General features: G+C 75.5%; 9 protein-coding genes. 2 read left to right on the forward strand and 7 right to left on the reverse strand.

Annotation, left to right across the window (positions count from 1 at the left end; translation table 11 throughout):
- Nucleotides 1-33: 33 nt before the first annotated feature.
- Nucleotides 34-1,803 (reverse strand): hydantoinase B/oxoprolinase family protein, encoded by a 1,770-nt coding sequence (locus SH587_RS00960; protein ID WP_320668669.1) that lies wholly within the window; start codon nucleotides 1,801-1,803, stop codon nucleotides 34-36.
- Complete coding sequence (locus SH587_RS00965; protein WP_320668913.1) at nucleotides 1,800-4,004, reverse strand: hydantoinase/oxoprolinase family protein; 2,205 nt, start codon at nucleotides 4,002-4,004, stop codon at nucleotides 1,800-1,802. Before SH587_RS00965 ends, SH587_RS00960 begins: the two co-directional genes overlap by 4 nt.
- A 423-nt stretch (nucleotides 4,005-4,427) precedes the next feature.
- Between SH587_RS00965 and SH587_RS00970 the strand changes: the two genes are divergently transcribed.
- Complete coding sequence (locus tag SH587_RS00970; RefSeq protein ID WP_320668670.1) at nucleotides 4,428-6,329, forward strand: hypothetical protein; 1,902 nt, start codon at nucleotides 4,428-4,430, stop codon at nucleotides 6,327-6,329.
- Here SH587_RS00970 and SH587_RS00975 read toward each other — a convergent pair.
- On the reverse strand, nucleotides 6,272-7,411 hold the full coding sequence (locus SH587_RS00975; protein ID WP_320668671.1) for an AraC family transcriptional regulator: 1,140 nt from the start codon (nucleotides 7,409-7,411) through the stop codon (nucleotides 6,272-6,274). The genes SH587_RS00970 and SH587_RS00975 overlap by 58 nt on opposite strands.
- Before the next feature lie 511 nt (nucleotides 7,412-7,922).
- Between SH587_RS00975 and SH587_RS00980 the strand changes: the two genes are divergently transcribed.
- Entirely contained in the window at nucleotides 7,923-11,342 is a 3,420-nt protein-coding gene (locus SH587_RS00980) for a CLIPPER-2 domain-containing protein (protein WP_320668672.1), read from the forward strand.
- Here SH587_RS00980 and SH587_RS00985 read toward each other — a convergent pair.
- From SH587_RS00985 to SH587_RS01000, 4 genes are all read right to left on the reverse strand, one after another.
- The gene (locus SH587_RS00985; RefSeq protein ID WP_320668673.1) at nucleotides 11,287-11,865 is read right to left on the reverse strand and encodes a VanZ family protein; all 579 of its coding nucleotides are present in this window, start codon (nucleotides 11,863-11,865) and stop codon (nucleotides 11,287-11,289) included. The genes SH587_RS00980 and SH587_RS00985 overlap by 56 nt on opposite strands.
- A 79-nt stretch (nucleotides 11,866-11,944) precedes the next feature.
- On the reverse strand, nucleotides 11,945-13,231 hold the full coding sequence (locus SH587_RS00990) for an MFS transporter (protein WP_320668674.1): 1,287 nt from the start codon (nucleotides 13,229-13,231) through the stop codon (nucleotides 11,945-11,947).
- 33 nt (nucleotides 13,232-13,264) lie between these two features.
- Nucleotides 13,265-14,059 (reverse strand): DUF8832 domain-containing protein, encoded by a 795-nt coding sequence (locus SH587_RS00995; RefSeq protein ID WP_320668675.1) that lies wholly within the window; start codon nucleotides 14,057-14,059, stop codon nucleotides 13,265-13,267.
- 70 nt (nucleotides 14,060-14,129) lie between these two features.
- Nucleotides 14,130-15,305, reverse strand: a complete 1,176-nt coding sequence (locus SH587_RS01000) for a pyridoxal-phosphate dependent enzyme (RefSeq protein WP_320668676.1) — start codon at nucleotides 15,303-15,305, stop codon at nucleotides 14,130-14,132.
- Nucleotides 15,306-15,349: the final 44 nt, after the last annotated feature.

Consider the following 15,349-nt stretch of genomic DNA (forward strand, 5'->3'; position numbering starts at 1 on the left):
CATGTCCCGCCCCGCCACCGTACGGGACATGCGCTAGCCGGCTGCCGGACCGCCGCGCAGCGTCGCCGTCGTCGCCGCGTCGACGACGCCCGCCGTGTCGACGGCGACCCGGTAGACCTCGCGCGCCCGCTCCGGCGTCACCCATCCCTCGCGGACGTCGCGGGCCACCCGCTCCGGTTCGCGCTCGGTCGGCGGGCCGTAGCCTCCGCCGCCGGTGCAGATCGAGATCACGGTGTCACCGTCGTGGATCGTCACCGCGCCGTACGCCGGCAGCGGCCGTTCCTGGCCGTCGGGGGTGCGGAGGCGCTGGTCGGCCGGGCCGCCGGGTCCGCCGCCGCGCACGCCCTGCGGGCCGTGGACGTGACCGTCGCTGGCCCAGTGGGCGACGACGTCGGTGCCCAGGGCGGTGATCTCCACCAGCGTTCCGGGGGTCCCGCGGAAGCGGCCGGCGCCTTCGCTGTCGGGGATGATCCGCTGCGTCTCGACGCAGAGCGGGAAGCGCAGCTCGTCGATCTCGACCGAGTCGCGACGCAGCATGCCGAGCGTGCCGACGTCGCCGGTGGTCAGCCAGGCGTCCTCGCGCGGAGCGGCCGCCCCGCCCGATCCGGCGAGGATCAGCATGTTCACGAACGGGGCGTCGTCGTGGCGCGGGTCGAGGCCCGAGACGACCGCCGCCGACGGTGGCAGGATCAGGCCGTGGTCGGCGGTGCCGAGGCCCTCGCCGATCTCGGCCATCGCGCGCGACACCGTGTTGGCCGTCCGGGTGGCGAGGTTGGTCGTCGCCACCGAGCAGGAGTGCGGGTGGACCGGGATCCCGACGCAGCAGCCCTCGCGCAGCGCCACGTCGATCCGGCGGAACGCCCCGCCGTTGGACGGCACGTCGCCGCCGACCGTCGTCCAGATCCCGATCAGGGCGGCGGTGCGCGACGTCGACTCGGTGAGGTTCAACCCGTTGGGCAGGCAGTCGGGGTTGTCGGTCAGGTCGACGGCGATCCGGGCGGCGTCCGGGTCGATCCGCACGCTCGCGCGGATCGGCACGCCGTCGGGGCAGCCGGGGAAGGGGTCGTGGACGGTCGAGCAGGTCGCCTCGCCGGCGGGCATGCGCGCGATCGCCGCCGCCATCCGCCGCTCGCCGTAGTCGCACCACGCCTCGGCCTGCGCGGCGACCTCGTCCCAACCGACCTCGTCGGCGAGCTCGCGCAGCAACCGCTCCCCGATCCGGGCCGAGCCGACCAGGGCCAGGTAGTCGCCGCGCCACTGCTCGGGCACCCGCATCCGCGCCTCGCACATGCGGATCAGGTCCTCGTTGTCGCGGTAGTCCTCCTGGATCTTCACGCAGGGGAAGATCAGCGCGCCCTCGGCGTAGACGTCACGGGCCTCGGTGTAGTAGGTCGTCGGCTCGGCGTTGCCGCAGTCGGCCTGGTGGGCCTTGGCCACGACGGTGAACCGGTGGCGCCCATCGTCGTCGACGACCGGGACGAGCAGCGTGTGGTCGGCGGCGTGCGAGTTGCCGTGGTACGGCGAGTTGTGGAGGAACGCGTCGCCCCGCCGCAGCGTCGGGTGGAAGCGCTTCATCGCCCGGGTCAGCAGCTCGGGGCCGCTCATCACGTGGATCGGGATCGAGCGGGTCGCCGCGACCATCTCCTCGCGGTGGTCGACCAGGCAGCAGGAGAAGTCGTGGGCGGTGTTGATCACGCCCGACCGCGCCGAGCGGAACAGCGTGTTGGCCATGCTGTCGACGATCTGGGCGAAGCGACTGGCGTAGAGGGCCAGGTCGACGCCGTCGGCGGTGGGGGTGCTCATCGATCGCTCCGGGCGTCGTCGTCGGCGCTGCGGGACGGGGCGCCTCCGGCGACGACCGTCCGGTCGCTCCCCGCCCCGGCCGGCGCGTCGTCGGTCCCGGGATCGATCACGAGGTCGCCGGCGGCGGTCAGGACGGCCGTGGCGCCCGGGGGCAGGACGACGGTCGTGACCGGACTCTCGACGATCGCCGGCCCGTCGATCGCGGTCCCCGGGACGAGCGCGCCCCACCGCCACACCCGCGCGTCGACGGGGGCGGCGTCGGGGCCGCGGCGCACGTGCAGCGGGCGGACCGTCGCCGTCGCCGCGTCGAGGTCGGAGGAGGCCGCCGCCGTCGCGGCGTCGGCTTCGGCGCCGGGCGGCGGGCAGCGCACCCGGCCGTGCCAGGTCAGCAGCTCGATCGCCCCGTCGGGGTCGTGGACGCCGAAGGTCCGCTCGTGGGCGGCGTGGAACCGCTCGGCGAAGGCCGCCTCCTCGGCCTCGTCCGCCAGGGTCAGCTCGTCGAGCGGCACCTCGATCTCCCACACCTGGGCCCGATAGCGGGCCTCGACCGTCAGCTCGATCCGGGCCGCGGCCGGGTCGGCGTGACGGGCGGCGAACGCGGCGCAGCGGGCCCGGAGGTCGTCGAGGATCGCCGCGACCGCGGGCCGGTCGAGCCGGGTGAGGGCGGTCGGGGCGGTGACGGCGTGCTCTTCCATCAGCGGCGAGATCAGCGCTCCGGCGGCGCTGAGCGCGGCGCCGATCGCCGGCACCACGACGCTCGGGGTGCCCAGGCGGCGGGCGATCGCGACCGCGTTGAGCCCGGCCGCGCCACCGCCGCCGACGAGCACCGCCCGCCGCGGATCGATGCCCTGGCGGAGCGTGATCGACTCGACCGCCGCGGCCATCTGCTCGGTGGCCAGGTCGAGCGTCGCGAGGGCGACGGCGACCGGGTCGCGGCCGAGCGCGACCGCGAGCGGGGCGAACGCCGCCCGGGCGGCGTCGGCGTCGAGCGGCAGCGCGCCGCCGAGGAAGAAGTCTGGATCGATCCGGCCGGTCAGCAGCGCGGCGTCGGTCAGGGTCGGCTCGACGCCGCCGCGGCCGTAGCAGGCGGGCCCGGGATCGGCCCCGGCGCTGCGGGGGCCTACGCGCAGCAGGCCGCCGTCGTCGACCCACGCGACGCTGCCGCCGCCGGCGGCGATGCTGCGCACGTCGACCGAGTCGAAGCCGGTGATGTGACCGAGCCCGATCGGGCCGATCCAGGTCTCGCGGGTGGTGAGGATCGTCCCGTCGCGGACGAGGCTCACGTCGCACGACGTGCCGCCGGTGTCGAAGACGATCGCCGTGCGGGCGGCGGCCGCCGGCACTCGGTCCGCGGCGGCGGCCACGACGCGGCGGCTGGCCACCGGCGCCATCGCGGGACCGGACCCGAGCAGGTGGATCGGGGCCGCGGCCGCCCGGGGCGCGTCGAGCGTGCCGCCGGTCGAGCTGACCAGCAGCGTCTCGCCGCCGAACCCGTCGGCGCGCAGCCGCGCGTCGAGGTCGGCGACGTAGGCGCTCATCGTCGGCTTGAGGGCCGCGTCGATCGCCGTCGACGACGCGCGGCGGTACTCGCGCAGCGTCGGGTTGAGCTGGTGCGACAGCGTCACCGGCACGCCCGGCAGGTGCTCGGCCAGCAGCTGGCCGACCCGCCGCTCGTGCGCCGGGGCGACGACCGACCAGAGCAGGCAGACGGCGACCGCCTCCACCGCTCGCTCGCGCAGGCGGTCGGCGATCGCGACCACGGCGTCCTCGTCCAGCGGCCGGCGGACGGTGCCGTCGGGCAGCATCCGCTCGGGCACCTCGAAGGTCAGCGACCGCGGGACGAACGGCTCGGGGTAGGGGACGGCGAGGTCGAACGGATCCGCGCGTCCGCCCTCGCGGAAGAGCAGCACGTCGGGGTGGCCGGCGGTCGTGAGCAGGGCGGTGCGGGCGGTGCGCCCGGTGAGCATCGCGTTCAGCGCACGGGTCGTGGCGTGGACGAAGACCCCGGCGTCGCGCAGCAGCCCCGCCCGGTCGGTGCCGCGCGCGGCGGCGGCGACGTCGACGCTGTCCAGCACGCCGCGGACGGGGTCCTCGGGCGTGGTCGGCGCCTTGTGCAGCTCGAGCCCGCCGCGGCCGTCGTCGATCACCAGGTCGGTGAACGTCCCGCCCATGTCGGTGGCGAGCCTCAGCACCGGCGGCATGGTGGACACAATCCCAAACTATTGGATCCGATATGGAGAGTCAAGGATCCAGGTGTGCCCGGCCGCGACGCCGACGGCGACGTCTGCACCGAGCTGTTCCTGCTCGGGCCGGATCCCGCCGACGAGCCACGGCAGCTCTAGCCGCCCGGTCCTGCGCGACCGCGCTCCGCTGGCCTGGATCGTGGCCCCCTCCCGGTTGCGTCGATCGTCTACGCCAACTCGTCGTCGATGGCCCTTCGCCGTCCACGTGCCCGAAGCGGCCACGTGGATGACCGTTGTGCCCTGACGGCTTCGCCCGCGGGCGGTCCGCGTCTAGCGTCGACCGCCGCGCGTGCGGCGTCCGCATGCGGCCGTTCCGCTGATCGGAGGCGGCCGGCTCCACGCGCGCGTCCCGACGTCGGCCTGGTGGCCGGCGACGCCGCCATGCCGTTCTGGATCCACACCCTCGCCGGAATCGCCGTGATCGCGCTGATGATCGCGGCCTGCTGGCGGCTCGCGGGACACGCGGGCGGCGAGGACGTCGCCCACCGGCTGCTCGGCACCGTCATCGGATCGTGGCTGACCATGCAGGTGACCGGACTCGCGACGCAGCTTCCCGGTCTCGACCATCCGACCGTGGTCGCCGGGGGGACCACCGCGCTCGGCTCGCTCGCCGTCCTCGTCGCCGTTCGTCCCGCACCGCGGGCGAGGGACACGCTCGCCGCGGCGCCGATGGTCAGCGCGGCGCTCGCCGGCGTCGTCACGCTCGCGGTGCTGACCACGCTCGAGCCGATGCTCGGATTCGACGGGCGCGGCTACCACCTCGCCACCGTGGCCAGCTGGCTCCCCGACGGCGCTCTCGCCGGTCGCAAGCCGGTGATCGAGACCTTCGCCGTCGAGGCCTATCCGCTCGGCGACGTGCTCACGATCGGCTGGCTGATCGCGGTCACGGGCTCGACCGCGGTCGGGAACCTGGTCGGCCCGGTGGCGCTCGGCGTCCTCGCGCTCGGCACCTGGACGCTGACCCGCGGGCTCCGCGGCTCGCCGCTGGCGGCGTGGGGCGCGACCGCGACGGTCACCATGACGACCGTCGCGGCGACCCAGGGCGGCCAGGTCGCGACCGATCTTCCCGCGGCCGCCCTGCTGGCCGCGGGTGCGGCGCTCGCGGTCGCCGGAGCGCGGCGCGACGACCCGGCCGGGACGGCGCTGCTGCTGGGCGCCTGCGGCCTGTTCGCGGCCGTCGGGATCAAGACGACCGCGGCCTGCGGCGCCCTGCTCGCGATCGTGCTCGCGGTCCGGTCGCGGCGGCGGGCGTGGCCGCTGGGGCGCGGGCGCCGCTGGGCCTGGGGTGCGGCGCTCGCGCTGTCGGCGTTCGTCGGCGGCGTCTGGATGGCCCGCACGGCGGTGCTGCACGGTCACCCGGCCTGGCCGTTGGCGGCCACCTCCTTCGGGGATCCGGTCCCGCCGCTGCTGCGCGCCCTCACCGATCGCTTCGTCGACCACCCGCTGGCGCTCGTCGAGCACGTCTGGGACCGCTACGTGCGGCTGGTGTGGTGGATCCCGGTCGCCGCCCTCGGGGCGCTCGCGATCGCGATCCGGCGCGGCGATCCGCTGCGGCGCGTGGTGGCGGCGACCGGCGTGATCGGCGCGCTGGCGTGGACGATCGCCCCCGCCACCGGCCTGCTCTTCTTCTACGGCCATGCGCTGCCCGAGGCGGCCTCGCAGGCGGTGCGGTACCTGCTGCCGTGCGGCGTCCTGCTCGCGGCGGCCGTCTGGTCGGCGGCCTCGGGCGTCCGTCGCGCGGTGCTGGCGGCCGCCGTCGCGGCGGTCGTCGTCGTCCAGGCGACCCTGATCGGCCTCTCGCTCGACCGCTGGCTCGCGGGCTTCGCGCTCGACCGCACCCCGCTCCGCCAGGCCGCGTGGGCGATCGGGGCGGCGGCGGTCGCCGGGCTGCTCGTCGGGCTCCAGCCGCGGCTCGCGGCCGTGGCGCGGCGGCCCGTGGTGCGCTGGGTCGCGATCGAGGCGATGGCCGTCGCGGCGATCGCGGCGACGCCCGGCTTCTGGACGCGGCACGCCGAGGCGTTGGGATCGACCGTCGCCCAGACGCCCTCCCAGCCGATCCTCGCCCTCGGCGGCGTGCCGGCCTGGTCGCTCGGGGAGACCGGTGGACCGGGCGGCCGGCTGGCGTCGAACTGCGACGAGCTGCTGCGGCGGCTCGCGAGCGGGCAGCCGGTCGCGATCCTGCGCGAGTCCAGCCAGCGCGGCCGCTGCGCGCTGCCCGGCCCGTCCTACGAGTCCGACGGCTTCGACGTCTGGCCGGGCCGCGCGAACGCGTCGACTCGGTGACGTTCCCGGGGCGACGGGGTCGAGGGCGACCGCTCGGTGCCTCCGGCGGCGGTCTCCGGGTCCCCCTCCCGCACGCCGGCGAGCACGTACTGCCGCGGCGATCGGCCGGTCCAACGGGCGAAGGCGCGGCTGAAGGAGGTGGCGTCGGCGAAGCCGAGCCGGCGGCCGACCTCGGCCACGGGCTGCGACCCGCCCTGCAGCAGTTCGGCGGCGACGCCGACGAGCACGAGCCGTCGCACGCGCCGGAACGAACTGCCCTCCTCGGCCAGCCGCCGTCGCAGCGCGCGCGGTGAGAGGAAGAGGTCGCCGGCGACCTGCTCGACGGTGATCCGCTGGTCGGGCTCGGCCAGCAGCCGCAGCCGGACGCGTTCGGTCGTGGTCGTCCCTCGGGCCCGCGCGCCGACCAGGCGCTCGGATTCCAGCCGGCAGACCGCGTGCGCCACCGGATCCGCCATCGGCGAGGGCCGGGCGAGCCGGGCCGCGGCGATCACGACGCGGTTCGCGCGCTGCCCGCCCAGGACCGTCGCCGGCCCGGCGGCGTCGCTCAGCGCCCGCAGCCGGGCGCCGGTGAGACGCGTCTCCAGCGGCCCTGGCAGCGGGCCGCCGGTGATGATCCGGAAGAGCGGCAGCAGGGCGGCGAGGTCGCGCTCCAGCAGCAGGTCGCGGACGTCGACCGGGATCGCGCGATCGTCGAAGAGCAGGGTGGTGGCGTCCGGACGCTGCTGGCAGTCGCAGCGGACGAGCCCCGGGGAGAGACCGCGGAACCGGCCCGCGGTCGCCAGCGCCTCCCGCAGCGTCGGCGCGGAGGCGATGGCGTAGCCGTAGACGCCGAGGGTCCCGACCGTCATCCGCAGGCCGGCCTCGACCCCGAGTCCCGGCCGATCGCCGAGGGCCTCGATCAGGTTCCGCGCGACCGTCAGCTCGGCTGACGCCGCCACCGTGCGGTGGACGTCGCGCAGCGCCGCGGCCGTCAGCCCGCTGCCGACCAGGATCCGGGCCGGCGAGAGCCCGCGGGCGAGGCCCGCCTCGAACAGGCCCAGGATGCCGGCGAGCCCGCGCGGAGCGTCCCTGGCGCAGGTCACGTTCGGCCGCCGTCGGGGCGGCGGGAGCTCGGCGGGAGACTGCGGCGGGACGGCACGGACGACGGTCCTCGGAATCGTGGATCGCAACGCTTGCCCCCTTCTCCGCGACCCGTGGGTGGCGAAGAACGCGCGTACTGTACGAGCTGGTCGGGCCGATGCCGGCGACTGGCCGATCGTCCGATCCCCGGGTGCCGCCGCCGGGTCACCCGGGCGCACCGGCGGCCAGACCCTGTGATCGACAGCTAGCCCGACGACGAACTTTGTGACGGGCTCCGTAGGCGGCGGGCCTGGTGGGCGCGAACGTCACAACAGGGTGTCCCGGGCAGTGATCAGTGCACTGCCGCGGGTGCACGACCCGCGTCTCCAGGAGCTGTCGATGGTGTCCCGCCCGATCGCCACGAGGTTCGCCCGCGCGACCGCGGCCGTGGCGCTGCTGATCGTCGGTGGCGCGGCCGGACCGGCTGCGGCGCAGGCGTAACCGGGCAACCCGGGCACGCCCTCGGCGCCGCGCGTGATCTTCGACGAGCAGTTCGAGAACGGGCTCGGGGCGACCGCGACGAGCCTGGCGAACTACCAGGGAGAGGGGGGCGTGCGCTACTCCTCGAACGCCTACTGGGTCCGGACCGACCAGTGCAACGGCGCCCTCCTCCAGTACCAGGGCACGGTCTTCCCCTCGGGGTACTGCACCACCGGCAACTCGGCTCAGCCGAACGTGCGGCGGTTGGCGGACGTGCTCGGCCAGGTGAACGCCGGCGTCCAAGGCAGCGCGAGCACCGCGACCCCGGTCAACGGGTCGACCGCGGCCACGCGCACGAACCACGCCGTCACCGCCTGGACCGGCGCCGTCGACGGGCCCGACGACGCGATCGTCTTCGAGTCCTCGCCGCTGAACCTGACGGTCGACGGCAGCCGCTTCTTCGCCGCTTCGATCGACGTGGCCGAGGTCTCCTGCGCCTACCGCGGGGGCGAGAACAACTCGCGGCTGAACTTCTACCTGGTGTCGCAGGGGCAGCAGCTGCCCCTGAACGCCACGCCGATCCGCGCCTGCACCGATCCCGGCGTGGCGTACTACACCTCTCCCGACCTCGGTGGCTGGGGCAACGGCGGCGGCTACGTGGCCGCCGGTCACTACTTCTCGAACGGCTCGTACCTGGTCAGCCCGGAGGCCGCGAGCACCCTCGGCTTCCGGATGCGGAACCTGATCGGCTCGAGCCAGGGCAACGACTTCGCCTACGACAACCCCCGGCTGGTCGACGCGACCCCGCAGCTGGACAAGTCGTTCGCCCCGACCTCGGTCCCGACCGGCGGCACCTCGACCTTGACCTTCACGGTCACGAACACGAGCGAGCTGGCGGCCAAGAACGGCTGGAGCTTCACCGACACGCTGCCGGACGGACTGGTGATCGCCGATCCCGCGAACGTCGGCGGCAGCTGCCAGGCCGACGTCACGGCCACCGCCGGGGGCGGGGCGGTCGAGATCGCCGACGGCCGGCTGGCCGCGGGCGAGACGTCGTGCACGATCACGGTCGACGTCACCTCCGACACGCCCCGCGGCGCCGACCCGTCGCCGAAGACCTACGAGAACTGCGCGGACAACATCACCGCCCACGCCGGGCTCGACCTGCCGGGCTGCAGCACCGTCGCGTTCCACAGCGAGCCCGCGCTCGAGGTCTCCAAGACGACCGACGGCAGCGCTGCCACTCGCGTCGGCGACACCGTCAGCTACGAGGTGCTCGGCGAGAACTCGGGAACGGCCGACTTCACCGAGCAGCAGCCGGCGGTCGTGTTCGACGACCTCGCCGGGGTGCTCGACGACGCCGACCTGGTCGAGGGCAGCCTGCGCGCGACGATCGACGGCCAGGCGGTCGATCCGCCGTCGCGGCACGGCACGCTGCTGGCCTGGGACGGTCCGCTGCCGGCCGGGAAGGACGTCGTCATCACCTACGACGTGGTGGTCAAGGACGGGGGCGACAAGGAGGTCGCGAACGTCGCGTTCCCCTCCGCGACCGCCTACGACGCCGACGACCCGCCGACCACCCCGCGCTGCGGCGAGGCGGGCAGCAGTTGCACCACGTTCTCGCTGCCCGCGATCACGCTGCGCAAGAGCGCCGACAGCGACGAGCTGGTTGCGGGCCGCACGATCACCTACTCGTTCGAGGTGACCAACAGCGGCAAGCAGCCGCTGGCCGACGTGACCGTCGACGAGGGCGAGTTCAGCGGCTCGGGCGACCTCTCCGAGGTGACCTGCCCCGACACCGCCCTCGACCCCGGTGAGTCGACGACCTGCACGGCGACCTACGAGGTGACCCAGGCCGACGTCGACCGCGGATCCGTGGAGAACAGCGCCACGGCGACGGGCCGGCCGCCCTCGGGCGACCCGGTCACGTCGGAGCCCTCTCGGGTCGAGATCCCGGCCGAGCCGGCACCCGCGATCGGGCTGGTGAAGTCGGCGGACACGGACACGATCACCCACGCCGGTCAGCGGATCATCTACTCGTTCGTCGTCGCCAACAGCGGCAACGTGACGCTGACGGACGTCACCGTGGCGGAGGGCGACTTCTCCGGCACCGGCGAGCTGTCCGAGATCACGTGTCCGGCGGAGGCGGGGAGCTTGGCGCCGGAGCGGTCAGTCACCTGCACGGCGACCTACGAGGTGACCCAGGCCGACGTCGACCGCGGATCGGTCGAGAACAGCGCCACGGCGACCGGCCGACCGCCCTCGGGCGACCCGGTCACGTCGGAGCCCTCCCGGGTCGAGATTCCGGCCGAGCCGGCACCCGCGATCGCGCTGGTGAAAACGGCCGACCGGAGCGAGCTGGTCGCCGGCGAGACGGTGACCTACTCGTTCACCGTCACCAACACCGGCAACGTGACGCTGGCCGACGTCACGGTCGCCGAGGGCGACTTCTCCGGCACCGGCGAGCTGTCCGAGATCACGTGTCCGGCGGAGGCCGCGAGCGTGGCGCCGCAGGAGTCGGTCACCTGCACCGCCACCTACGCGGTGACGCAGGCCGACGTCGACCGCGGTTCGGTCGAGAACAGCGCCACCGCCAGCGGCACGCCGCCGGCGGGCGATCCCGTGACCTCGGATCGGGCACGGGCGAGGATCCCGCAGGACCCGAAGCCGGGCATCGGGCTGGTCAAGCGCGCCGACCGCGAGCGGGCCACCGCGGCGGGCCAGGTCATCACCTACTCGTTCGTCGTCACCAACACCGGCAACGTGACCCTGACGGGCGTGCGCGTCGACGAGGGCGACTTCAACGGCCACGGCCGGATGTCCGCCGTCACCTGCCCGGACGGCGCGACGAGGTTGCGACCGGGCCAGACGGTCACCTGCACGGCGACCTACGTGGTCGTCGCCGAGGACCTGACCGGCCAGCCGCTGGTCAACGTCGCCAGCGCGGCGGGCACCCCGCCGGGCTCCGGGGCGGCTCCGGTCGCCTCGCCGCCGGCGCGCGCCACCGTCGAGACCGCGACCGCCGAGGGCCCGCCGCCGCTGGCGCCGCCGCCCCCTGCGCCGCCGCCCGCGGCCGGCACGCCACGGCTGCGGCTGACGAAGGTCTCCAGCGCGACGGTCGTCACCGCGGGTCGCAACGTCCGCTACGCGATCAAGGTCGGCAACCGCGGCAACGGCCCGGCGCGGCACGTGGTGGTCTGCGACGAGCTGCCGCGTCACGTGACCGTGGTCGCCCGCGGCGGCGGCCGGCTGAAGCGCGGCCGGCTCTGCTTCGCCGCGATCGCCAGCCTGGCGCCGGGCCGGGCCCGGACCTACCGGGTCGGCGTCCGGGTCGACCGCGACGCGCCCCGCGGCGGCCTGGTCAACCGCGCCAGCGTCCGGGCCGCCGGGATCGCGCCGGTCCAGACCTCGAGGAGGGTCAGGATCCGTCCCCGGCCGGCACCGACGACCGACCGGACGGTGGTGACGGGCTGACCGGCGGCGGCCAGGTCGCCAGCGCCGTCAGCCGGGCCACCGCCGGCACCCGCACCGCCAGCCGGAAGCCGACGTAGCCGAGCAGCACGCCGAGGCTGTTGCCGATCAGGTCGTCGACGTCGGCGATCCGCCCCTCGCTGACGGTCACGGCCGAGAGGAACTGCACGACCTCGATCCCCAGGCTGACCAGGAACCCGAGCAGCAGCGCGCGCCCCAGCGACCGGACGCCGCCGATCAGCGGCAGCAGCACGCCGAGCGGCACGAACAGCGCCACGTTGAGGACGATCCCGATCGGGTCGTCGACGACGTCGACGAACGGCGTCAGGTGCAGCCAGACCCGCCACGACTCGCCGCTGCTGGTGCCGATCGGGTACGGCAGCAGCACGTGGCTCAGGATCCCGGCCCCGTAGACGCACGCCACCGCCGCGACCACCGCGCGCGGGACGGTCAGGCCGTCCCGGCGCCGCAGCCAGCGGATCGCGAGCGCGAACGCGACCGCGGTCAGCGGGATCAGGACGGGCACGGTGGGGATCACGACCGACGACACGGCCGGCGATTCTGGCGGCTCGGAGGGGCGGGCCGCCGTGCGGCTGGCCGACGGGTCAGACCGGCCGCACGCAGCTGCACTGACCGGCGGCGAGGGTGCCGGCGGCCGGCTCGGCCGCGCGCCGCAGCGGGCGGTCGCCGCGGGGCGCGGCCGGGGCCCGCCGCCACAGCGCCGCCGCGGCCACCGTCCCGGCAACGGCCAGCCCGGCCAGGATCGACCAGGTGACGGTGAACCCGGCGCTGGTGCCGATCCAGCCGGCGATCGGGTAGGTGACCAGCCAGGCCAGGTGCGAGAGCGAGAACTGGGCGGCGAAGACCTGCGGCAGCGCGTCGGGCTCGACCGAGCGCCGCAGCACGCGGCCGGTCGGCGTGACGATCAGCGCCATCCCGCCGCCGATCAGCACCCAGACGGCGACCGGGCCGGCCCAGGCGCCCACGTCGCCGGCGGCGAGCGCGACCGCGCCGCCGACGCCCGCGACGAGCACGGCGGCGCCGGTCAGCATCACCGAGCGGTCGGCCACCCGGTCGAGCACGCGGGGCAGCGCCAGCGCCACCAGCAGGGTCCCGCCGCCGGACGCAGCCAGCATCCAGGCGACGTCGGCCTGGCTGCCGCCGAGAGCGTCGCGGACGTAGTTGACCGTGTTGACGACCACGATCGCGCCGGCCGCGGCGACGACCAGGTTCAGCGCCATCACGCCCCGCAGCCGCGGCGTCGCGACGAAGGTCCGGATTCCCGACGCGACCCGCTCCCAGGCGCTGGTGTCGACCCGCCGGCGAGCGTTCGGGATCCGGGTCGAGAGCACCAGCAGCGCCGACGCGGCGAAGCCGATCGAGGTGCCGACGAACAGCCAGTTGAACGAGATCAGGGTCAGCGCCACCGCCGCCAGCACCGGGCTCAGCAGGCTCTCCATCGTGTAGGCCACCTGCGACGCCGACAGCGCCCGGGTGTAGTCGGCCTCGTCGTTGACGATGTCGGGGATCACCGCCTGGAAGGTCGGGGTGAACGCCGCCGACGCCGACTGGAGGACGGCGATCAGGACGTAGATCTGCCAGACCTCGGTGACGAACGGCAGCGCCAGCACCACCCCGGCCCGGACCACGTCGAGCGTCGCCAGGAATGCCCGCCGCGGCAGCCGGTCGACGACCGCGGCGGCCAGCGGCGCGATCACGACGTACATCACCATCTTGATCGTCAGCGCCGTCCCGAGCACCGCTCCCGCGTCGGGCCCAGCCAGCCGGTACGCCAGCAGCCCGAGCGCGACCGTGGCCAGGCCGGTCCCGAACAGCGCGATGATCTGGGCGCTGAACAGGTAGCGGTAGTCGCGGATCGCGAACAGGCGCATGGCGGGGCTCCGGCGGCGCGGCGGGACGGCGGCTCAGCCGTGGTGGTGGTGCCTGGCGCGGGCGGCGTCGACCACGAAGGGGGCGGTCAGGACCTGCCCGTCGACCTGGAAGTCCAGGTACAGCAGGTAGCGGCCGGGCGTCGGCGCGACCGCCAGGAAGCGGACCTCGGGCCCGGACAACGCGCCGTCCTGCGGCTCGTCGCCCTCGGGGTGGACGTGCAGGTAGGCCAGGTCGCCCTCGCGCAGCGCGACCAGGTGCCCGAACGCCCCCAGGTAGGGCTGGAGGCTGGTGACCGGCTGCCCGTCGCGGGTGACGTGGGCGATCAGCTCGGCGCTCGAACCGGCCACCAGCTCGCCGCGCAGCGTCACGTCGAAGCCGCCGACCGTGGCGGTGGTGGTCGCGGCCGGCGGTCGCGGGGCGAAGGTGCCGGCCACGTCGACCGTGCGGGTCAGCGTCAGCGGCGTCGCGGTCGTGCCGTCGGTCGGGACGGCGTCGGCGTAGACCCGGTAGCTGCCCGCGGCCGCCCACTCCCAGGGCAGCGACCAGGTGCCGTCGGCGGCGAGGGTCGGGTGGACGTGGCGGAAGTGGGTGCCGTCGCTGCGGACGACGATCAGGTGCAGCCGCTTGCCGTGCGAGGCGGCGAAGTCGGTGACCGCGCCGCCGTCCGCGCCGAGGATCCGGAACGAGAGCGTGCCGGCCTCGCCGACCGCGCCCGGGGCGGCGATCGGGCTGAGCAGGTAGCCGCCCAGCGCGCTGGTGACGCCGCCCGCCGCGGCCGCGCCGCCGTGGGCGGCGTGCTCGTGGTGGTGGGCGTGGGTGGTGCTCATCTCGGGTCCTCTCGTGCGCTTCGGAGGACCGATGGTATACCCCCAGGGGGTATATGGCAAGCGGGGCGGCTCAGGCGACCGCGCCGACCAGCTCCCGGTAGCCGTCGGCGTCGGTCACGCCCTCGGTCGCGATCAGGACCACGGTGCTGGCGGGGCCGGCCGCCAGCGCCGCCCGCTGCCGGTCGGCGGCCTGGAGCAAGGCCCCGACCACGCCGCCCGCGCACTCGCCGCCGTCGATCCCGAGCGCGCGCAGGACCCGCATCCCGGCCCGCGCCGCCGTCGCGCCGACCACCAGGTGGCCGGCGAAGGCCGCCGCGACCGTCGGCCAGGCGGCCTCGGACGGCGTCCCGCAGCTGAGCCCGGCCATGATCGAGTCGGTTGGCCCGGGCAGCTCCAGCAGCCGCCCGGCCGCGACCGAGGCGGCGGTGCTGGCGGCCTCCAGCGGCTCGACGCCGATCAGCCGCGAGCCGGCGTCGGCGAAGCAGCGGGCCATCGCCGCCGCCAGGCCGCCGACGCCGATCGGGACCAGCAGCAGGTCGGGCGCGCGGCCGAGCGCGTCGACGATCTCGCGGCCGATCGTCTCGTAGCCCTCGATCACCCAGCGGGCGACCGCGTCGTCGCCGTCGGTCGTGGTGTCGGAGACGAGCAGGTCGGCCGGGTGCTGGCGCACGATCCGGGCGGCGTCGGCGACGGCGTCGTCGTAGGTCCCGGCGATCTGCTCGACGCTCGCGCCCTCGTCGCGCAGCGCGGCGATCCGGGCCGGCCGCATCGCCGCCGGCACGACGACGTGGACCGGCAGCCCGATCGTCCGCCCGAACCGGGCCAGCGCCCGCCCGTGGTTGCCGTCGGTCGCCGTCACCAGCCGCAGCGGCGGCCCGGCGGCGACCACGGCGGCCAGGTCGTCGAGGCTCGCGATCCGCTCCGGGGCGACGCCCAGCCGCTCGGCGACCGCCCGGCCCCCGGCCCAGGCGACGCCCAGCATCTTGAAGGCGGGCAGCCCCAGCCGCGACGACTCGTCCTTGATCAGGACCCGCCCGACGCCGAGCGCCTCCGCCAGCACCGGCGCCTCGCGCAGCGGCGTCGGCGCGTAGCCGGGCAGCCCGCGGTGGAAGGCGAGCGCGGGCGCCGGCGCGCCGGTCGGGGCCAGTGGCCGGACCGGATCCTGCAGCAGCACCCGCAGCTGCTCGTCGCGCAGCGCATCGGCGAGCGCGGGATCGAGGGCGGGCAGCGCGGCCAGGTCGAGCACCCGATCCACGCTACGAGCCCCCGTCGGCGGCGCCGCGCGACAGC

Origin of the sequence: Patulibacter defluvii (assembly GCF_034096925.1) — a bacterium.
Lineage (GTDB): Bacteria > Actinomycetota > Thermoleophilia > Solirubrobacterales > Solirubrobacteraceae > Patulibacter > Patulibacter defluvii.

Excerpts from the sequence above, each read along its gene's own strand:
- SH587_RS00990 (WP_320668674.1), bottom strand. The coding sequence starts at position 13,231 with ATGCGCCTGTTCGCGATCCGCGACTACCGCTACCTGTTCAGCGCCCAG.
- SH587_RS00965 (WP_320668913.1), bottom strand. The coding sequence starts at position 4,004 with ATGCCGCCGGTGCTGAGGCTCGCCACCGACATGGGCGGGACGTTCACC.
- SH587_RS00960 (WP_320668669.1), bottom strand. The coding sequence starts at position 1,803 with ATGAGCACCCCCACCGCCGACGGCGTCGACCTGGCCCTCTACGCCAGT.
- SH587_RS00995 (WP_320668675.1), bottom strand. The coding sequence starts at position 14,059 with ATGAGCACCACCCACGCCCACCACCACGAGCACGCCGCCCACGGCGGC.
- SH587_RS00970 (WP_320668670.1), top strand. The coding sequence starts at position 4,428 with ATGCCGTTCTGGATCCACACCCTCGCCGGAATCGCCGTGATCGCGCTG.